Origin of the sequence: Burkholderia sp. Bp8991 (assembly GCF_003853795.1) — a bacterium.
Lineage (GTDB): Bacteria > Pseudomonadota > Gammaproteobacteria > Burkholderiales > Burkholderiaceae > Burkholderia.
The window spans coordinates 128,097-148,069 of sequence record NZ_QTQJ01000014.1; the positions used below are offsets into that span (position 1 = coordinate 128,097).

A 19,973-nucleotide genomic window follows, 5' to 3' on the forward strand; every position below is an offset into this window, starting at 1 on the left:
CCGCGTCACAGCGGTGCTTCGGTCACGCGCTCGCCCTTCAGGTAGGCCTCGTAGCCGCGCTTGCGCAGCTTGCAGGCCGGGCATTCGCCGCAGCCGAAGCCCCAGTCGTGCAGTTCCGCGCGCTCGCCCACGTAGCACGTGTGCGTCTCGACGCGGATCAGCTCGACGAGCGCCTCGCCGCCGAGCTGTTCGGCGAGTTGCCAGGTCTGTGCCTTGTCCAGCCACATCAGCGGCGTCTCGAGCACCATGCGCGTGTCCATGCCGAGGTTCAGCGCGACCTGCAGCGCCTTCATCGTATCGTCGCGGCAGTCCGGGTAGCCCGAGAAATCGGTCTCGCACATCCCGCCGACCAGCACGCGCAAGCCGCGGCGATAGGCGATCGCGGCCGCGATCGTCATGAACAGCAGGTTGCGGCCCGGCACGAACGTGTTCGGCAAGCCGTTCGCCGCGGTCTCGATCTCGATCGTGCGGGTCATCGCGGTATCGCTGATCGCGCCGAGCACCGACAGGTCGACCATGTGATCGTCGCCGAGGCGGTCCGCCCAGGCAGGAAACTGACGCTTCAGCGCGTCGCGCACGCCTTCGCGACATTCGAGTTCGACGCGGTGGCGCTGGCCGTAATCGAAGCCGAGCGTCTCGACCGTCTGGTAGCGTTCGAGGGCCCAGGCCACGCACGTGGCCGAGTCCTGCCCGCCGGAAAACAACACGAGCGCGCCGTCTTTAGCGTCTGTCCGAATCACCGTGATACTCCGTGAATGTGTAGGCTCGCGTCGCGCTGCGCCCCGGGGCCGGCTGCCGCCGGGCGGCCCGACGCGTGCCGGCCTGCGCCGGCTCGACCAGTATAGGCAGCGCGGTCGGCCGCGAACGCGGCGGAGCGCTTATACCGCCCATCGCGCGGCTTCGTTGCCGCACATCACGGCAGCGCCTGCGGGCAGCCTTGCCGTGCGCATGAAGCGATGCGCTAAGTCATTGAGCGGGCACGGATTTTATCACGCCCCGGCGAATGCTGCCGGGCGCACCGCCAATGCCGCGCGAACCCACCACAAACGAAAAACCCCAAGAACCTTCCGATTCTTGGGGTTGGAACTGCTGGTGGCCTGGGACGGAATCGAACCATCGACACGCGGATTTTCAATCCGCTGCTCTACCAACTGAGCTACCGGGCCAACGAAGAAACAAAGTATATCGAGCTTTATTGAGTCGCACAAGGGGTTTCGTGAAATTTCTTATACGGCCCCTTCCGACGGCTTCTTGCCGAGCTCGACGCCGAGCTGCTTGAGCTTGCGATACAGGTGCGTGCGCTCGAGGCCCGTCTTCTCCGCGACGCGCGTCATGCTGCCGTTCTCGCGCGCGAGGTGATATTCGAAGTACGCGCGTTCGAACGCGTCGCGCGCTTCGCGCAACGGGATGTCGAACGGAATCGCGGCCGTCTGGCCCGCGAGGCCGAGCGCCGCGGCCATGTCGTCGCCGAGCGTCGGCAGCGCGGCCGCGGACGCGACCGCCGCCGGGCCCGATGCCTGGCCGGCGCCCGCCTTCGCCGCCGCGTTGGCAGACACCGGTGCCGCGCCGCGCGCGAGACCGTGCTCGACGGACTTCAGCAGCTTCTGCAGTGCGATCGGCTTCTCGAGGAAATCGAGTGCGCCGATCTTCGTCGCCTCGACGGCGGTATCGATCGTCGCGTGCCCGGACATCATGATCACGGGCATCGTCAACAGGCCCTGCGCCGCCCATTCCTTGAGCAGCGTGACGCCGTCGGTATCGGGCATCCAGATATCGAGCAGCACGAGATCGGGCGCCTGATTCAGACGGTATTCCCGCGCGGCCTGCGCGTTTTCCGCCGCCTCGACGACATGTCCTTCATCGCTGAGGATCTCCGAGAGCAATTCCCGGATGCCCATTTCATCATCTACCACCAGGATGGTTGCCATTTACGCTGCCTTTGTCTGCACACTTGCTTTTGTCTTGGCGGGAGCCGCCCCGCCCTGCGCGCCGGATTCGACGCCTGGCGTATCGCTCGCCATCTGCAGGAACAGGATCGACACCTGCGCACCCTCGACGGTCTCGCCGTGCATGCGATTGCGCAGATCGATCCGCGCGCCGTGCTCATCGACGATTTTCTTGACCGTGGCCAATCCGAGCCCCGTGCCCTTCGCCTTCGTCGTCACGTAAGGCTCGAACGCACGTGTCAGGATGCGTGCCGGAAAACCGGGCCCGTTGTCGGACACGGTAAGACGTACCGCGACGCGCGTTTTGCCCTCGGCGTCGGGGTCGCCATATTCTACTGTCTTGGTTTCGATCAACACACGCGGATGCGCGACTTCCGCGACCGAATCCTGCGCGTTCTGCAGCAGGTTGTGAATCACCTGGCGCAGTTGCGTCGCGTCGCCGCGGATCACCGGCAGCGACGGCGCGAGTTCGGCGACGATCGCGCTCTTGCCTTCGCCGACACCATACAGCCCGAGCACCTCGCTCGCCAGTTCGTTCAGCTGCAGGTTGGCGAGCACCGCCGGCGGCGTGCGCGCATATTCGCGGAAGTCGTCCACCATCCGCTTCATCGCGGCCACCTGGTTGACGATCATCGTCGCGCCGCGCTTGAGCACGTCGGCATCGGGCGGCGCGAGCTTGTCGGACAGCTTCATCTGCAGCCGCTCGGCCGACAGCTGGATCGGCGTCAGCGGGTTCTTGATCTCGTGCGCGAGCCGCCGCGCGACCTCGCCCCATGCGACCGAACGCTGCGCGGAAATCACGTCGGAGATGTCGTCGAACACGACGACGTAGCCGGACGTTTGCGGATCGTCGGCCTCGCCCTCGACGGTCGATACGAGGCGCGTGCCGCGTACGAGCAAGGTCAGCGGATCGGCTTCGCCCGGCACTTCGATCGCGAACTGCTGCTGCCAGTGGCCGCGGTCGCCGCCGCCGTCGTCGGACGCCGCTTCGCGATCGGCGAACGCCTTGCGCACCATCGCGCCGAATTCCGCGACGACGCCGATCCGGTCGAGCGCCGTGCCGATCATCGCGCCGAACGGCTGGCGGAAAATTCGCTCGGCGCCGCGGTTGGCCGTCGTCAGCCGGAACTGGCGGTCGAGCACAAACACGCCGGCGGTCAGGTTCGCGAGGATGCTCTCGAGATAGGTCTTCGAATGCTCGAGCGCGACGCGGTTCTTCTCGACCGCGAGCCGCGCCTCGGACAGCTGGCGCGTCATCGCATTGAACGACTGCGTGAGGAAGCCGAGCTCGTCGCGCGACTTGATCTCGCGCTTCGGCGTGTAGTCGCCTTCCGTGATCTCCTTCGTGCCCTGCGCGAGCAGGAACAGCGGCCGCGCGAGCTGCTGGCCGAGCGCGAGCGCGAGCATCATCGCGATGAAGGTCGCGAGGAACAGCGCGAGCGTCAGCGTGCCGATGTACATCTTGCGCAAGCCCGTGCGGCCGAGCGATTTTTCCTGGTACTCGCGATACGCGCGCTGCACTGCGTCTGCATTGTGCGCGAGCGTGGGTGGCACCGGCTGCGTGAGCTGCAGGAACCGCTCCGCCGGCTGCAGCAGCGACGTCGTCGCATCGGGAATCGGCCGCACGACGCGCAGCCGCAGCGCGCCCTTCGCACCATGCGCGCGCGGGTCGCCGTCGACCTCGCCCTCGATCGCCGCATACGCGCCGTGTTCGCGCGCCTGGCTCAGCATCAGCGGCGTCGGCAGGTCGTCCGGAATCAGCGCGGCGAAATTGCCCGATGCCTGCGCGACGATGTGCAGGTCGGGCGCCGCGCCGGAGCCGCCGCGGCTCGGCTCGACGATCGTCGCATCCTGCACGCCGAACTGGTCGCGCAGGCGCAAGAGCGTGAGCGTCGTGCCGTTCGTGTTCGCATCGACGCTCGCGAGCTGGTCGGACATCAGCCGCGCCTTCGTCTGCAGGTCGGACAGCGACGCGTCGAGCATCCCGCGGCCGAGGTTCAGGCCGGCCGTCAGCGCGGTCTCGACGTTCACGTCGAACCACGACTCGATACTGCGCGACACGAACTGGTACGACACGATGTAGATGATCCCGCCCGGCACCACGCCGACGAGCGCGAAGAACACCGCGAGCTTCGCGAGCAGCCGCGTGCCGAACTTGCCCTTCCTCAGGCGCACGACGATCATCCCGATCAGCCCGAGCACCACGAGCAGGAACACGAGCGCGACGACGATGTTCGTCGCGTACAGCCACGAGTAGTAGCGGTCGAAGAATTCGGTATTCGCGCTCGCGGCCGCGAGCAGCACGAGCAGCAGCAATGCGGTGATCGCGACGGTCGAGACGATCACGCGAACGAGGAGGCTCTTCCCACTGGCCGCGCGGCGCACTTTATTTAGCACGTTCGGTCACCGTGAAGGTAAAGCGCTTCCAGTCCGACCCGAGCGTCCAGTCGCGGTTGTTCACCGCGTCGACCTGGAACGGCTTCGGCATCAGCGCCGTATCGAGCTGCATCCGCACCGAGGCCGTGTAGGTTTCGCCGGCACGCACCTGGTTGCGGTCGATCACGTGCCACGACGTGATGTGCCGGACGACCGCGAGCGCGTCCTTCAGCGACGGGAAGCCGAGTTGCAGGCCGCCCGTCGACACGCGGTACTCGCGCGTGAGCGGCTGGAACGACAGCCGGATCGTCTGCGACACCGACACCGGCTGCTCGTCGAACCAGTACCAGCGCGCGCGGCCCAGTTCGAAATCGGTCGTGAAGTAAAGCGGGATGCCCTTGTTGACGGCATCCTCGAGGTTCGGATTCAGCTCGAAATCGAAGCGGGCATCGAGGCTCCAGCCGCTTCCGTCAGCCTGCAGCGATGCACGCTGCACGGCGATCGACTCAGCGCGCGCCGGCCGAACGACCGTCATGCACAGCGTCAACGCGACCAGCAGGACGGCCGCAAGCCGAAGTGGAAAAAGGTGTTTGATCGTCACCGTTTCTGAAACCGCGCGTAGAAAAATCCGTCGTGATCGGTGTTCTGGTCGCGTGCGCCGGCCGCCCCGCCGTGCACGCCGCCCGGCAGCAGTTGGCCGGGCGCGTCCAATCGTACCGCATCTTCACAGGCCGCTTCAAACCAGCGCGCCTGCAATTCACCTTCCTCGGGGAAGATCGAACAGGTCACGTAGAGCAGTTCGCCGCCCGGTTTCACCAGCGGCCACAACGCGCTCAGGATGCGGCGCTGTTCCGCGACGAGCGCGGCGATGTCGGCTTCGCGGCGCAGCCAGCGGATGTCGGGATGACGGCGCACGATGCCGGACGCCGAGCACGGCACGTCGGCCAGGATGCGATCGAACGGACGGCCGTCGTACCACGCGTCCGGTGCGCCCGCGTCGCCGACGCGCACGTCCGCCGCGAGCGACAGGCGCGCGAGGTTCTCGCCGATGCGCGCCGCGCGGGTCGCGTCGCTTTCGAGCGCAACGACTTCCGCGTCGGCCAGTTCGAGGATATGCCCGGTCTTGCCGCCCGGTGCCGCGCACGCGTCGAGCACGCGCATGCCGTCGCGCGCACCGAGCCATTCGGCCGCGAGCTGCGCGCCGGCGTCCTGAACCGACACGACGCCATCGGCGAAGCCCGGAATGCGATCGACCGGCAGCGCCGACGCGAGCCGCACCGCGTGACGGCCGATCGCGGTCGCGTCGATCCCGCTCGCACGCAGCGTGTCGAGATACGCGTCGACGCTCGCGCGGCGCGCGTTCACACGCAGCGTCAGCGGCCCCTGGCGCTCGCCGGCCGCGAGGATCGCCTGCCATGCGTCGGGCCATGCGCGCTTCACCGCGTCGACCCACCAGGTGCGGTAATTCCAGCGCGCGACCGGATCGTCCTGCAGCGCCGCGACGAGCACGTCGCGCTCGCGCAGGAAACGCCGCAGCACCGCGTTGACCAGCCCCTTCGCGAACGCGTATTCGCGTCGCGCGCCGATTACAGTCACGGCCTGGTCGACGATCGTGAACGCCGGATATGCAGCCGTTTCCTCCGGATCGAGCAGCAGCGCGAATGCGCCGGCGAGCACCGCATGCACATGCGCGGGCGGCGCTTTGCTGACGAGCCGGCCGATCAGCCAATCGGCGCTCCCGAGACGACGCATCGTCCGGTATGCAACGTCCTGCGTCGCGCCACGCGCGAGCGCCTGCGTGCCGGCCGGCATCTGCGCGAACACCGCGGCCAGTGCCGCCGGCAGCGCGGTGCCGCGCCGCACCGCATCGACTGCCTGCGCGGCCGCGTCGAGCGCGAAGCCCAGCGAATCGGGCGCGAGATGCAGCGCGGACGGGCGCGCCGGGCGGCCGGAGGAAGACGGGGCGGAGGAACGGGTTCGTGTCATCGGAGCAAAATCGGCAAACGGGTGCCGCGAGCGGCGGGAACCCTGCGGCCGCATGGCCGCCGCGATTCCAAACCGCGCATTGTAGCGTGAGGTCATGCGGCCCCTTTACGGGGCGCACAAATGAAACACCCCGCAGCGCGGGGCATGCGGGGCGATGTGTCGAGCGCTGCGCGACTTAGTCGAAGCGGCCGGTACGGGCCATCTCCATCAGGCGCGCGATGCGTTCCTCGGTCGCCGGGTGCGTGGAGAACAGGTTCTGCAGGCCGCCGCCGTGCAGCGGGTTCATGATCATCATCTGCGCGGTGGCCGGATGCGCTTCGGCCGCCTGGAACGGGATGCCGGCCGCATAGCGATGGATCTTGTCGAGCGCGGTGGCGAGCGACTGCGGATCGCCGGAGATCTGCGCGCCGCCGCGGTCGGCCTCGAACTCGCGCGCCCGCGAGATCGCCATCTGGATCAGCGCACCGGCGATCGGCGCGAGCAGCGCGACCGCAATCCCCGCGATCGGGTTGGCCGGACGGCCGTTTTCGTCGCGGCCGCCGAAGAACATCGCGAAGTTGGCCAGCGCCGAAATCGCGCCCGCCATCGTCGCGGTGATCGTCGAGATCAGGATGTCGCGGTGCTTCACGTGCGCGAGCTCGTGCGCCATCACCCCGCGCATCTCGCGCTCGGACAGCACGCGCAGGATGCCCGTCGTCGCGGCGACTGCCGCGTGCTCGGGGTTGCGGCCCGTGGCGAACGCGTTCGGCGCGTCCTCGTTGATCAGATAGACGCGCGGCATCGGCAGGTTCGCGCGCGTGGCGAGCTCGCGCACCATCCGGTAGAACTGCGGCGCCGTGTTCTCGTCGACTTCCTGCGCGTTGTACATGCGCAGCACCATCTTGTCGGAGAACCAGTATGAGAAGAAATTCATGCCGAGCGCGAACAGCAGCGCGATCGTCATGCCGCGCGAGCCACCGATCATGCCGCCGATCACGATGAACAGGGCCGTGATCGCGGCCATCAGCATCGCCGTTTTGACCCAATTGAACATACCCACTCCTTATCCGTCAGGGGACCCGCCGACATCATAGTGCGCGGCGGAAAATTGTAAGCGATTTGTTAGATAAGGTCTTGCCGGAAAAATTCAATTTCAGCGTTGCGTCGCCGCGAGCCGCAGCCCGAGGCCGACGAAGGCGCTGCCCACCGTGCGATCCAGCCATTTCCTGACGCCCGGCTTGCCGGAAAAGCGCTGCGTGACGCTACCCGCGACCCACGCGACGATGCAGCTCCAGACGGTGCTCATCACGAGGAACACCGAGCCGAGGGCCAGGAACGCCAGCGCCTTGTGCGGGCTGTCGGCCGACACGAACTGCGGGAAGAACGACACGAAGAACAGCACGACCTTCGGATTCAGCACGTTGGTCCAGAAACCCTGCATGAACAGCTGGCGCAGCGGCTTCGCGGCCGTGGCCTGCGCCGCCTCGGCGCCTGCCGGCGCGGCGGCCTGCTTCGTGACGATCATGCGCACGCCGAGGTAGATCAGGTAAGCGGCACCGACCAGCTTGATCGCCGTGAACGCGGCCGCCGACGCCGCGAGCAGCGCGGTCAGGCCGAATGCGCACGCAAGCGTGTGCACACAGCAGCCGGCCGAGATGCCGAGCGCCGACATCAGCCCCGCGCCACGGCCCTGCGCGACGCTGCGGCCGACGATGTACGCCGTATCGGGGCCGGGCGTGACGTTCAGCAGGAAGACCGCGAGCACGAAGAAGCCGAAATGGGTGATGCCAAGCATGAGAACCTCGAAACCGGAATGCGCAGGGAAATTCTACGCGCGCCTGCCGCGCTGCGCGACTCGGCCATCCGGCCGATTGCGCGCGGACGCGATGCCGTGTCGAATGACGCTCAGGCCGCGTCAGGCAACGCGAAGCGCTGGCCCACGGCGAGCGGCGAGCCGGCCAGGAATTCGCGCGCGGGCAGCCGCTTGCCGCCCGGTTTCTGCAGTTGCGTGACGCGCAGCGCGCCGCTGCCGCAGGCGACGACCACGCCCTCCGGAGCAGCCTCGACGATCGTGCCGGGCGCCATGTCGACAGTCGTGCCGCGCGCCGCCACCGGCTCGGCCGCCCACAGCTTGATGGCCGCGCCATCGAGCGTGGCGACGCCGCCCGGGAACGGGTCGAACGCGCGCACCTGGCGCGCGAGCACGTCGGCCGGCTTGCGCCAGTCGAGCGCCGCTTCGTGCTTGCCGATCTTTTCCGCATAGGTCACGCCGTCGGCCGGCTGCGGCGTGGCGGGCAGCGTGCCGTCGCGCTCGAGCCGCACCAGCGCATCGACGATCAGCCGCGCGCCGTCGGCGGCGAGCCGGTCGTGCAGCGTGGCGGTCGTGTCGTCGGACGCGATCGCGACGCGCGCTTCCTCGATCATCGCGCCGGTGTCGAGGCCGACGTCCATCTGCATCAGCGTGACGCCCGTCTCGGCGTCACCGGCCTCGATCGCGCGGTGGATCGGCGCGGCGCCGCGCCAGCGCGGCAGCAGCGACGCGTGGATGTTGATGCAGCCGGCACGCGGAATGTCGAGCACTTCCTGCGGCAGCAGCAGGCCGTATGCGGCGACCACCATCACATCGTGCGGGGTCGCGCGCAGCAGCTCGATCGCGTCGGCCGCCTCCGCCGGGTACTTGCCCGCGCGGCGCAGCGACGGCGGCTGCGCGACGGGCATCCCGTGCTCGACGGCATAGCGCTTCACGGCGCTCGCCTGCAGTTTCATCCCGCGCCCGGCCGGGCGATCGGGCTGGGTGAGCACGAGCGGCACCGGAAAACCGGCCTCGTGGATCGCGGCGAGTGCGGCCGCGGCGAATTCCGGCGTGCCGGCAAAAATCACGCGCAACGTATGGGTCATGACAGCGTTCGGGATCGGGCTGGGCACACGCGCGTCACATCGCGCGTTCGAGTTTCTTCATCTTCGTCTTGATGCGGGTCTGCTTCAGCGGCGACAGATATTCGACGAACACGCGCCCCATCAGGTGATCCATCTCGTGCTGCACGCACACGGCCAGGAGGCCCTCGCAGTCGAGCTCGAAAGTCTCGCCGTGCTCGTTGAGCGCACGTACACGGACGTGGTCGGGACGCTCGACTTCGTCGTAGATCCCGGGCACCGACAGGCAGCCCTCCTCGTAGACCTGTTTCACGTCGCTCGACCAGATGATCTCGGGGTTGATGAACGCGCGCAGCTCGTTCTTCTCCTCGGAGACGTCGATCACGATCACGCGCTCGTGCACGTCGACCTGCGTCGCCGCGAGGCCGATGCCCGGCGCGGCGTACATGGTTTCGGCCATGTCGGCGACGAGCTTGCGGATCCGGTCGTCGACCTTGTCGACGGGCTTCGCGACCTTGTGCAGTCGCTTGTCGGGGTAATGAAGAATGTTCAGCAAAGCCATGGTGTTCGGTATTCGGTGGAGCGGCGTGCCGCATCGGCCATCCGGCCGGCTGGCGCCGCCGCCGGGATGCAATGAAGATGAGGCAGACGCGCGGCATATCAACGCCGCGGGTCATGCCTCCTGCAATTGGTCGGGCGCTCGTGCGCGCGGCCCTGTCGAGTATTTCGGATGATGAAAATTTTATCATGGCGCCACGCGCTCCGCTGGCCGCCGCGTTCGAGGGGAACCTCATGTCGCCGCAAGCGCTGACGACTTCCGCATTGCGCGCGTGGCTGCAGCTCGCGCATGCGCCGGGCATCTCACCCGCCGTGCTGCATGCGTTGCTCGACGCATTCGGCTCGCCGGCGGCGCTGCTCGCCGCGTCCGACCGGGCCATCGGCGCGGCGAGCAGCGCCGCCGCCGCGCGGGCGGTGCGCGCCAGCGAGCGGGACGACCTCGACGCCTGCACCGACGCCGCACTGGCATGGCTCGATACACCGGGCAACGCGATCGTCACGCTCAACGATCCCGTCTATCCGCCACGGCTGCGCGACCTGCACGACCCGCCGCCGCTGCTATATGTAAAGGGCAGGCTCGACCTGCTGCACGCACGCGGGCTCGCCGTGGTCGGCAGCCGCCATGCGACGCCGCAAGGGCTCGCCGACGCCACGCGCTTCGCCCATGCGCTGTCCGACGCGGGGCTCGCGATCGTCTCCGGCCTCGCGCTCGGCATCGACGGCGCCGCGCATCGCGGCGGGCTCGACGGCCGCGCCGGCACGGTCGCGGTGATCGCGACGGGCGCCGATCTCGTCTATCCGGCGCGGCACCGCACGCTCGCGCACGACATTGCCGCGCGCGGCGCGATCCTGTCCGAATGGCCGCTCGGCACGCCCGCGCGGGCGTCGCATTTCCCTCAGCGCAACCGGCTGATCGCCGCGCTCGCGCTCGGCGTGCTCGTCGTCGAAGCCGCGCCGCGCTCCGGCTCGCTGATCACCGCACGCCTCGCGAACGAGTTGGGCCGCGACGTGTTCGCGATGCCGGGCTCGATCCACGCGCCGCTCGCGCAGGGCTGCCACGCGCTGATCCGCGACGGCGCGAAGCTCACCGCGACACCGCTCGACGTGCTCGAGGAGTACGGGCTGGACGAACCGGCAGCGCACACCGCCCACGCCGCGGCGAATTCGGGTACGCGCCCCGATAACGGCGAAACATCCGGCACGCTGGGGCGACGCGCGGGCGAGCATGTCGGGAAACCGGATTGCGCCGTTCCATCCATCGCATCGGCCACAAACGAAGGCGTGCCGCCCGACAACCCGACCGAGCGATCCGTGCTCGCCGCACTGGGATACGGCCCCGTTACTTACGAGTGGCTCGCCGAGCACAGCGGCCTGTCGGATGACGCGCTGCACCGCGCGCTGCTCGCGCTCGAACTGGCCGGCCGCGTCGCGAGCGTGCCCGGCGGACGCTTCGCGCGGCTTGACGTGGCGCCCACTCCGCCCGCGTCCGGCGTGCTACAGTCCCCCGCATAGGGCGGCCCGTGCCGCCGACGCTACCCAAGGAATTCCATGCCCGCGCTGAATCTCGACACCGATGCCGATCGGATCGCCGAGCGCCTCGCCGATCCCGACACGCTGCTGGTCGCCTGCCTGTGCGCCGAGTGGTGCGGCACCTGCCGCGACTACCGGACGGCCTTCGACCAGCTCGCCGATACCCATCCCGACGCCTGCTTCGCGTGGATCGACATCGAAACCCATGCCGACCGGCTCGACGATCTCGACGTCGAGAATTTCCCGACGATCCTGATCGAGGACGCGAACACCGCGCGCTTCTTCGGCACGGTGCTGCCGCACGCGACGATCGTCGAACGGATGCTGTCCGACCTGAGCGCCGTGCCCGGCGCGCCGCACGCACCGAAATTGCGCAATATCCTGAACGTCGAGGCGTGAACCGCGCACCGGCCGGGCGGCTTTTCCGGGCTTTTCGCGCCGTTGCGCGTGCCGCCGCGCCGGGCGCGCTTGCCGCCGTTGCGCCCCCCCTCTATGATGAGCCGCTTTTTGCACGCCGAGCCGCCGTCGCTGCGGCGTGTGCTATAAAGCCGTCGTAAAAGGGACCCACGCCGGCGAACCCGGTCTACCAACACACATCTGTCATGTCCAAAGCTCTGATCATTGCGGAAAAGCCTTCTGTCGCGAACGACATCGCGCGCGCTTTGGGCGGCTTTACCAAGCATGACGAATACTTCGAGAGCGACGAATTCGTCCTGTCGTCCGCGGTCGGCCACCTGCTGGAAATCGCCGCCCCGGAAGAGTACGAGGTCAAGCGCGGGAAATGGAGCTTCGCTCATCTGCCCGTCATCCCCCCGCATTTCGACCTGAATCCGATCGCAAAAAGCGAGTCGCGCCTGAAAGTCCTGACCAAGCTGATGAAGCGCAAGGACGTCGATCGCCTGATCAACGCATGTGACGCGGGGCGCGAGGGCGAGCTGATTTTCCGCCTGATCGTGCAGCACGCGAAGGCGAAGCAGCCGGTCCAGCGCCTGTGGCTGCAGTCGATGACGCCGCAGGCGATTCGCGACGGTTTCGCGCACCTGCGCACCGACTCGGACATGCAGCCGCTCGCCGACGCCGCACGCTGCCGCTCGGAAGCCGACTGGCTGGTCGGGATCAACGGCACGCGCGCGATGACCGCGTTCAACAGCAAGGGCGGCGGCTTCTTCCTGACGACCGTCGGCCGCGTTCAGACGCCAACCTTGTCGATCGTCGTCGAACGTGAAGAGAAAATCCGCCGCTTCATCCCGCGCGACTACTGGGAAGTGAAGGCCGAGTTCGCATGCGCGGGCGGCTTCTACGAAGGCAAGTGGTTCGACCCGAAATTCAAGCGCGACGAATTCGATCCGGAAAAGCGCGACTCGCGCCTCTGGAGCCTGCCGGCCGCCGAAACGATCGTCGCCGCGTGCCGCGACCAGGTCGGCACGGTGTCCGAGGAATCGAAGCCGTCGACCCAGCTGTCGCCGCTGCTGTTCGACCTGACGAGCCTGCAGCGCGAAGCGAACAGCCGCTTCGGCTTCTCCGCGAAGAACACGCTCGGCCTCGCGCAGGCGCTGTATGAAAAGCACAAGGTACTCACGTACCCGCGTACCGACGCGCGCGCGCTGCCGGAAGACTACATTTCGACGGTGCAGTCCACGCTCGAGATGCTCAAGGAGAGCCACAACTACCTGCCGCATGCGAAGCAGGTGCTCGACAAGGGCTGGGTGAAGCCGAACAAGCGGATCTTCGACAACTCGAAGATCAGCGACCACTTCGCCATCATCCCGACGCTGCAGGCGCCGAAGTCGCTGTCCGAGCCGGAGCAGAAGCTGTACGACATGGTCGTGAAGCGCTTCCTCGCGGTGTTCTTCCCGGCGGCCGAGTTCCGCGTCACGACGCGGATCACCGAAGTCGCCGGCCATCACTTCAAGACCGAAGGCAAGGTGCTCGTCGAGCCGGGCTGGCTGCAGGTGTACGGCCGCGACGCCGAAGGCGCGGACGCGAACCTCGTGCCGGTGCAGAAGGACGAGAAGGTGAAGACGGACGAGATCGCCGCCGTCGCGCTCGTCACGAAGCCGCCCGCACGCTACTCGGAAGCGACACTGCTGTCCGCGATGGAAGGCGCGGGCAAGCTCGTCGAGGACGACGAGCTGCGCGAGGCGATGGCCGCGAAGGGCCTCGGCACGCCGGCGACGCGCGCGGCAATCATCGAAGGCCTGCTCGGCGAGAAGTATCTCGTGCGCGAAGGCCGCGAGCTGATCCCGACCGCGAAGGCATTCCAGCTGATGACGCTGCTGCGCGGGCTCGGCGTGAAGGAGCTGACCGCGCCCGAGCTCACCGGCGAATGGGAATACAAGCTGTCGCAGATGGAGCGCGGCAACCTCGGGCGCGACGCGTTCATGCAGGAAATCGCCCGCATGACGCAGCAGATCGTCAAGCGCGCGAAGGAATACGATTCCGACACGATCCCCGGCGATTACGCGACGCTCGAGACGCCGTGCCCGAACTGCGGCGGCCAGGTGAAGGAAAACTACCGCCGCTTCGCATGCACGAAGTGCGAGTTCTCGATCTCGAAGATTCCGGGCAGCCGGCAGTTCGAGATCGCGGAAGTCGAGGAGCTGCTGCGGGAAAAAACCATCGGCCCGCTGTCCGGCTTCCGCAGCAAGATGGGCCGCCCGTTCTCGGCGATCCTGAAGCTCTCGTTCGACGACGAAACGAAGAACTACAAGCTCGAGTTCGACTTCGGCCAGGACCAGGGCGGCGAGGAAGGCGAAGCGCCCGACTTCTCCGCGCAGGAACCGGTCGGCGCGTGCCCGAAGTGCAAGGGCCGCGTGTTCGAGCACGGGATGAGCTATGTGTGCGAACACTCGGTCGCGAATCCGAAGACCTGCGACTTCCGTTCGGGCAAGGTGATCCTGCAGCAGGAAATCACGCGCGAGCAGATGGCGAAACTGCTGGCCGACGGCCGCACGGATCTGCTGCCGAACTTCAAGTCGTCGCGCACGGGCCGCAACTTCAAGGCATTCCTCGTGAAGCAGCCGGACGGCAAGATCGGTTTCGAGTTCGAGAAGAAGGAACCGAAGGCCGCCGCCGCGAAGAAGACGGCAAAATCGGCGACGAAGGATGCCGAAACCGTGACGGAAGGCGCCGACGAGAAACCGGCACCGGCGCGCAAGACCGCCACCCGCAAGACGACGGCGCGCAAGACGGGCTCCTGACGCCCCGGGCGCCGGGGTTTCTCCGGCCCGTAGTACGCCGGTGAAGCGGCGACAAAAAAACGCGGATCGATCGCTCGATCCGCGTTTTTTCTTGGTGCCTGCTGCCGGCCGTGCCGGTGCGCGGCCGCCGCGCCGTTACAGCGGCGACGGCACCGCGACGCGCGCGCGCGGCGAACGCGCGAGCCGCGGCTGCAGGTTCGGGTCGGTCGACTCGGGCGGCTCGGCACGCATCTCGACGCCGATCGGCGCAGGCGCCGCGCTCTGTGCGGCCCACTGTTCGCCCATCATCGCGTCGGTCGAGTGGCTGAAATATTCGACGAGGTGGTCGATGAACGTGCGCACCTTCGCGGGCAGGTGGCGCCGGCTCGGATACGCGATGTTGATCTCGACCTGCGGCAGCCGGAAATCCGGCAGCAGCCGGACCAGCGCGCCGCGCGCGATGTCGCTGCCGATCAGGTAGCTGGGCAGGATCGCGACGCCCATCCCGAGCAGCGCGAACTGGCGCAGCATCGCGGTATTGTTCGCGACGATCACGTTGGTCGGGCGCACGCGCACTTCGCCGTCCGGCCCGGTGAACACGCGCTCGTCGCCCCAGTATTCGGTCGGCAGGCTCAGCGCCGGGTGTTCGGCGAGATGCTCCGGATGGGTCGGCACGCCGTGCTTTTCCAGGTAGCTCGGCGTCGCGCACACGGTCATGCAGCCCGTGGTCAGCCGACGCGTGACGATGCTCGCGCTGCGCATCTGGCGCGTCACGACGATGCCGACGTCGAAACCTTCCTCGACGAGATCGACCTGGCGGTCGACCAGCGTCAGATCCGGCACCACTTTCGGGAAATTCTCGGTGTACGACTGCAGGACGGGCGCAAGGTTGTGCAGGCCGAACACGACCGGCGCGACGATGCGCAACGTGCCGACCGGCTCGTGATTGCGCGCGACGACCATCTGCTCGACATCCTCGAGCTCATCGAGAATCTGGCGCGCCCGCTCCAGATAGACCTGGCCCGACTCCGTCAGCGAAAGGCTGCGCGTGGTGCGGTTCAGCAGGCGCGTGCCGAGCCGGCCTTCCAGATCGGCGACGTGACGCGTCGCGACCGCGTTGGAAATATCCATTGCACTCGCGGCCCGCGCGAAACTGCCGAGATCCGCAACCTTGACGAACACGCGCATCGACTGCAAATGATCCATAACGACTCCTGCCGCTGTTACAACTTCAAAAAGTTGAAGCAAATGCGTAATTCTCCTACGACAGCGGAAATGATGCAGAGTTGCTCAACAAGGGCCGCCTTGACGATAAAAATAGTCAAAAATCCTCACTCATCGCGAATGGATGATCCAATTATTCTGATTGAAGCAACAATTGGGTGAACCTCCTCCGGTAAGCTGCCGAATCAGAAAGGACGTGTCTGATGCGACACAACATCGCATCCCGACGCGTCCGAGGGGAGCGGCGCCGGCTCAGGCCGGCGCCGATTGCGGCGGAGCGTAACAACCTGTTAAAAAGACACCACGACGTGCGCCGACGTAGCATCATGTCGGCCCCGGCCGGGCGGGACGGGTGCGCGACCTGCGCCGCCGCCGCTGCCGCTTTCAACGCGCGACTCCCGCTGATCATGAAAATTGCCATCCTCGACGACTACCAGGACGCCGTCCGCAAGCTGAACTGCTTCGAGATGCTCGCCGAGCACGACGTGAAGGTCTTCAACAACACGGTACGCGGCCTGGGGCAACTCGCGAGCCGCCTGGCGGAAGTCGAGGCGCTCGTGCTGATTCGCGAGCGCACGCCGATTTCGTCGCAACTGCTCGCCAAGCTGCCGAACCTGCGCATGATCAGCCAGACCGGCCGCATCTCGAGCCACATCGACCTCGAAGCGTGTACCGACCGCGGCATCGCGGTGCTCGAAGGCACGGGTTCGCCGGTCGCGCCCGCCGAGCTGACCTGGGCGCTCGTGATGGCCGCCCAGCGCCGCATTCCGCAATACGTCGCGAACCTGAAGCAGGGTGCGTGGCAGCAGTCGGGCCTGAAGACGTCGGCGCTGCCGCCGAACTTCGGCCTCGGCCAGGTACTGCGCGGCCAGACGCTCGGCATCTGGGGCTACGGCAAGATCGGCCGGCTGGTCGCCGGCTACGGCAAGGCGTTCGGGATGAACGTGCTGATCTGGGGCCGCGAGCATTCGCTCGAGGCCGCGCGCGCCGACGGCTACACGGCCGCCGAGAGCCGCGAAGCGCTGTTCGAGCAGAGCGACGTGCTGTCGCTGCACCTGCGCATGCACGACGACACGCGCGGGATCGTCAAGCAGGAAGACCTGATGCGGATGAAGCCGACGTCGCTGCTCGTCAACACGAGCCGTGCCGAGCTGCTCGAGGAGAACGCGCTCGTCAACGCGCTGTCGCACAACCGTCCGGGGATGGTCGCGATCGACGTGTTCGAGAGCGAGCCGATCCTGCAGGGCTACAGCCTGCTGCGAATGGAAAACGTGATCTGCACGCCGCACATCGGCTACGTCGAGCGCGAAAGCTACGAGCTCTATTTCAGCGCGGCGTTCAAGAACATCCTCGCGTTCGACCAGGGCGATATGTCGAGCGTCGTCAATCCGGAAGCGCTGACGCCGCGCCGCGTGCGCTGACGGACTCCGACCGGTGCTGACCGGCACGGGCCGCGCTCGCCGCGCGGCTCTGCTGCCGGGCTTCCCGCCTTCCCCGCCTTCAGGCGGCCACGCGGCCGCCCGTCATCGCGTCGACGCGCGTGAGGAAATGCTCGCCGTCGCGCCGTCCGAGATCGTATGCATGCCGCATCTGCGACGGACTCGTGTAATCCCAGCTCGAAATCGGCACCTTGCTCGACGGCTGCACATACAGCCGCCGCTGGTCGCCGTGCGCGACCGTGAACATCTGCGGGCGCGGATACAGCCGCGTGACGAGCACCAGCACGTCGCCCGGCGACGTGTCGAGCGCGTCGACCGGCACGTTGTCGACCATCCCGCCGTCGAGTACCGGCCGGCCGCCGCGGCGCAGCACCGGCGTGAACGGCGGCGTGCACGACGACTGCAGGATCAGGTCGGCGAGTTCCTCGACACTCGCGCACGCCTGCGCGCGCACGAACTCGGGCCGGAAACCGAGCGTGCGCCCGAGCGTCGGGTGCAGCGTCTTGCGCAGGTACTTTTCGATGTTGTATGCGACGAGGCCCGCGGCGACCGCGCTGCGCGCGCCGAGCCAGCGCGGCACGTGCGACACGCCGATGCGGATCTCCGGCGCGTCGGCGAGCCGCGCGAACGGCTCGCCGTAGATGTCGAGCAGCGCCTGACGGTAGATCCGGTAATGCGGAAACACCGGCTCGCGGCCGAACAGGTTGCCCCAGTACGCGTTCTTGCGGTTGTGGCGCAGCGCTTCCTCGTAATAGCGCATCACCCACGCGGCGTCGCGTGTATACAGCATGCAGGCGGTCGCCGCGCCGGCGGAGATCCCCGCGATCACGCGCGGGCGCAAGCCGAGCGCCGGCTGCGCGACGTCCCAGAAGCCGGCCTGCCACCAGCAGCGATTGCCGCCGCCCGCGAAGACGATCTGGTCGAACATCGCGCCGCTCAGCTGACGAGCGCGTAGGTCGACGTCGCGTGAACGGCCATCTTGCCGTCCTCGTCGAACAGCTCGACTTCGCCGAATACCAGGTTGCGGCCCATCCGCAGCACGCGCGCGGTGACGAGCACGTCGCCCTTGCGCACCGGACGCATGAAGTTCGTGTTCAGCGAGACGGTGGTCATCGGCCGGAACTCGCCGAGCGCGGCCGAGATCGCGACCACCATCGCGGTGTCGGCGGCGGCCGTGAACACCTGGCCGCAGATGACCCCGCCCGAATGACGGAATTCGCCGGAAAACGGCAGGCGCATCGTGACGCTGTCGTCGCCGATCGATACGGGGACCAGACCGAGCGAGCGGACCCACGGGGCCAGCAGGCGATCCAGCAATTCGCGGACTGCGTTTTCGTCCATCTTCGAATGTCCAGAAAACGTTGCGCGACCGCCGCGCAACGGGTGTGGACGTCATCATACCGGGAGCGCGCCAACTGCGATGGCTCATTACCGCGGCGACGGCGGCCGTCGCCGCCACGAAATATTTTGAGGAAATTCGCAGAAAGGGCTTGCCAAGTCCGAAATACACGGGCATAATCTTTCTTCTGTTGGGGGCGTTAGCTCAGTTGGTAGAGCAGCGGACTCTTAATCCGTAGGTCGAGTGTTCGAGTCACTCACGCCCCACCAGGAATTCCAAAGGCCGGTCAGCGCAAGCTGACCGGCCTTTTTCCATTTCCGGCGCCGCCCGGCCTCGGCCCCTCCTCGCGACAGGCAATCACATTGATGCCTCGCCCAGGTACTTTCCGCTAGAATCGTCCGACAAAATATCACACGACCGGGACGGCGATCGCCGTATCGCCGCCGGCACTGAGAGAGCATGGGACGTCAGACATGGAATCATGTGAACGAGACGCGACCATTCAGAGGGCATGGTCACGCCGACAACGGCACGCACATCGTGTCGCCTCCTTCCCCCGATCGCATCCGGGCCCGTCGCGTGACGCGCACTACGGATCCGGCCATGCCGCGTAAGGACGCGCTCGTCGCACTCGCGCTCGGCGTTGCGCTGCTCGTGGTCGCAGCCATGCTCGCCGTCACCGCGAGCCATGCGGCCGGCGACCTGATCCGGACGCCGGGCACGGTCGTGCGCATCGTGCAGGACAGCGACGCGATGCGTGCATACCGCCCGATCGTCGCCTATTTGGCGAACGACGGCCGCCGCCGCGAAGTCGCCGGCAATACCGCATCGGTGGTCCCGGCGTACGACATCGGCGAAAGCGTGGACGTCCTGGTCGATCCGGCCCATCCGAACCGTCCCGCACTGATCGACGATTTCACGCAACGCTGGTTGCCCGTCGCGGTGCCGGCGCTGCTTGCAGTCGCATCGCTGGCGATCGGCAGCCTGCTGTACGTGAACGCGCGCCGCGGCCGGCAGGCCGACGCGCTGTCTGCGCCAGCCGCCCGCAAAGCGGTCCGGCGCCGCTGGAACATCGCGATCGTGCTGATTCCGATCGCGATCGGCACCGGCTTCCTGGCCGGCGCCGGCGCCGCCGGGCTGCGCCAGTGGCAGATCGCCCGCCATTACGCGCACTCGACCGGCCATGTCGTCGAGATCGCGGAAACCGCCCAGTCGTCCCGCACGCGCACGTCGCTCTATTCGGCGACCATCGCGTTCACGACCGACAGCGGCCGCCCCGTCACGTTCGCGCAAGGCTCGACCTCGTCGCGCCCAGGGCTGTACGAAGGCGAGGTGGTCGACGTGCTGTACGACCCCGTCACGCCCGAGCGCGCGGTCATCGACCGGTTCTGGGACCGGTGGGGGCTCACGGCCATCCTGTTCGCGATCGGCGCGCCGTTCCTCGTCGCCGGACTGTTCGTCGTCGGGGCGCTGTGGCCCGAGCCTCGGCCGCACGAACTCGCCGAATGACGAACGCGGAAAAACCGGGCCGCCAACGTCGCGA

The 19,973-nt window shown here is 67.5% G+C and carries 17 protein-coding genes and 2 tRNA genes; 6 read left to right on the plus strand and 13 right to left on the minus strand.

From position 1 onward, the window contains the following. Nucleotides 1-5: 5 nt before the first annotated feature. The 10 genes from queC to def all read right to left on the minus strand — a co-directional run bounded on the left by queC (nucleotide 6) and on the right by def (nucleotide 9,723). Entirely contained in the window at nucleotides 6-740 is a 735-nt protein-coding gene (queC, locus tag DIE02_RS18055) for a 7-cyano-7-deazaguanine synthase QueC (RefSeq protein WP_044847355.1), read from the minus strand. A 350-nt stretch (nucleotides 741-1,090) separates the two neighbouring features. Further along, a tRNA-Phe gene (locus tag DIE02_RS18060) sits at nucleotides 1,091-1,166 on the minus strand. 60 nt (nucleotides 1,167-1,226) lie between these two features. Continuing rightward, a complete protein-coding gene (gene esaR, locus DIE02_RS18065; RefSeq protein WP_124486703.1) occupies nucleotides 1,227-1,928 on the minus strand; it encodes a response regulator transcription factor EsaR in 702 nt (233 codons plus the stop codon). Continuing rightward, the gene (esaS, locus tag DIE02_RS18070; RefSeq protein WP_044847353.1) at nucleotides 1,929-4,343 is read right to left on the minus strand and encodes a sensor histidine kinase EsaS; all 2,415 of its coding nucleotides are present in this window, start codon (nucleotides 4,341-4,343) and stop codon (nucleotides 1,929-1,931) included. Next, on the minus strand, nucleotides 4,333-4,923 hold the full coding sequence (locus DIE02_RS18075; RefSeq protein WP_124486704.1) for a DUF4390 domain-containing protein: 591 nt from the start codon (nucleotides 4,921-4,923) through the stop codon (nucleotides 4,333-4,335). The genes esaS and DIE02_RS18075 overlap by 11 nt, the downstream gene beginning before the upstream one ends. Further along, nucleotides 4,920-6,308 carry a 16S rRNA (cytosine(967)-C(5))-methyltransferase RsmB gene (gene rsmB, locus DIE02_RS18080; RefSeq protein WP_124486705.1) on the minus strand — a complete coding sequence of 463 codons (1,389 nt, stop codon included), beginning with the start codon at nucleotides 6,306-6,308 and terminating at the stop codon, nucleotides 4,920-4,922. Before rsmB ends, DIE02_RS18075 begins: the two co-directional genes overlap by 4 nt. Before the next feature lie 175 nt (nucleotides 6,309-6,483). After that, complete coding sequence (gene htpX, locus DIE02_RS18085) at nucleotides 6,484-7,341, minus strand: zinc metalloprotease HtpX (RefSeq protein WP_006485774.1); 858 nt, start codon at nucleotides 7,339-7,341, stop codon at nucleotides 6,484-6,486. 99 nt (nucleotides 7,342-7,440) lie between these two features. Then, nucleotides 7,441-8,082, minus strand: a complete 642-nt coding sequence (locus tag DIE02_RS18090; RefSeq protein WP_044847351.1) for a LysE family translocator — start codon at nucleotides 8,080-8,082, stop codon at nucleotides 7,441-7,443. 110 nt (nucleotides 8,083-8,192) lie between these two features. Beyond that, nucleotides 8,193-9,185 carry a methionyl-tRNA formyltransferase gene (gene fmt, locus DIE02_RS18095; RefSeq protein ID WP_124486706.1) on the minus strand — a complete coding sequence of 331 codons (993 nt, stop codon included), beginning with the start codon at nucleotides 9,183-9,185 and terminating at the stop codon, nucleotides 8,193-8,195. A gap of 34 nt (nucleotides 9,186-9,219) precedes the next feature. Beyond that, a complete protein-coding gene (gene def, locus DIE02_RS18100) occupies nucleotides 9,220-9,723 on the minus strand; it encodes a peptide deformylase (protein WP_057924826.1) in 504 nt (167 codons plus the stop codon). A gap of 185 nt (nucleotides 9,724-9,908) precedes the next feature. Between def and dprA the strand changes: the two genes are divergently transcribed. The 3 genes from dprA (at nucleotide 9,909) to DIE02_RS18115 (ending at nucleotide 14,449) form a co-directional block, all read left to right on the plus strand. Further along, the gene (gene dprA, locus DIE02_RS18105; RefSeq protein WP_260427282.1) at nucleotides 9,909-11,231 is read left to right on the plus strand and encodes a DNA-processing protein DprA; all 1,323 of its coding nucleotides are present in this window, start codon (nucleotides 9,909-9,911) and stop codon (nucleotides 11,229-11,231) included. A gap of 36 nt (nucleotides 11,232-11,267) precedes the next feature. Beyond that, on the plus strand, nucleotides 11,268-11,648 hold the full coding sequence (locus DIE02_RS18110; RefSeq protein ID WP_044847347.1) for a thioredoxin family protein: 381 nt from the start codon (nucleotides 11,268-11,270) through the stop codon (nucleotides 11,646-11,648). Nucleotides 11,649-11,851: 203 nt separating this feature from the next. Then, nucleotides 11,852-14,449, plus strand: a complete 2,598-nt coding sequence (locus DIE02_RS18115) for a DNA topoisomerase III (protein ID WP_124486708.1) — start codon at nucleotides 11,852-11,854, stop codon at nucleotides 14,447-14,449. A 135-nt stretch (nucleotides 14,450-14,584) separates the two neighbouring features. Here the strand turns inward: DIE02_RS18115 and DIE02_RS18120 are convergent, their stop codons facing one another. Then, nucleotides 14,585-15,634 carry a LysR family transcriptional regulator gene (locus DIE02_RS18120; protein WP_044847345.1) on the minus strand — a complete coding sequence of 350 codons (1,050 nt, stop codon included), beginning with the start codon at nucleotides 15,632-15,634 and terminating at the stop codon, nucleotides 14,585-14,587. A 425-nt stretch (nucleotides 15,635-16,059) separates the two neighbouring features. On the opposite strand from DIE02_RS18120, the gene DIE02_RS18125 reads away from it, so the two are divergent. After that, the gene (locus tag DIE02_RS18125; protein WP_044847344.1) at nucleotides 16,060-17,073 is read left to right on the plus strand and encodes a D-2-hydroxyacid dehydrogenase family protein; all 1,014 of its coding nucleotides are present in this window, start codon (nucleotides 16,060-16,062) and stop codon (nucleotides 17,071-17,073) included. Nucleotides 17,074-17,152: 79 nt separating this feature from the next. Here DIE02_RS18125 and DIE02_RS18130 read toward each other — a convergent pair whose 3' ends face one another. Both DIE02_RS18130 and DIE02_RS18135 read right to left on the minus strand, forming a co-directional pair. Next, on the minus strand, nucleotides 17,153-18,019 hold the full coding sequence (locus DIE02_RS18130; RefSeq protein ID WP_124486709.1) for a patatin-like phospholipase family protein: 867 nt from the start codon (nucleotides 18,017-18,019) through the stop codon (nucleotides 17,153-17,155). 8 nt (nucleotides 18,020-18,027) lie between these two features. Then, entirely contained in the window at nucleotides 18,028-18,432 is a 405-nt protein-coding gene (locus tag DIE02_RS18135) for a PaaI family thioesterase (protein ID WP_044847342.1), read from the minus strand. Between the two features lie 191 nt (nucleotides 18,433-18,623). Here DIE02_RS18135 and DIE02_RS18140 point away from each other — a divergent pair. After that, a tRNA-Lys gene (locus DIE02_RS18140) sits at nucleotides 18,624-18,699 on the plus strand. A 190-nt stretch (nucleotides 18,700-18,889) separates the two neighbouring features. Further along, complete coding sequence (locus tag DIE02_RS18145) at nucleotides 18,890-19,939, plus strand: DUF3592 domain-containing protein (RefSeq protein ID WP_124486710.1); 1,050 nt, start codon at nucleotides 18,890-18,892, stop codon at nucleotides 19,937-19,939. Nucleotides 19,940-19,973: the final 34 nt, after the last annotated feature.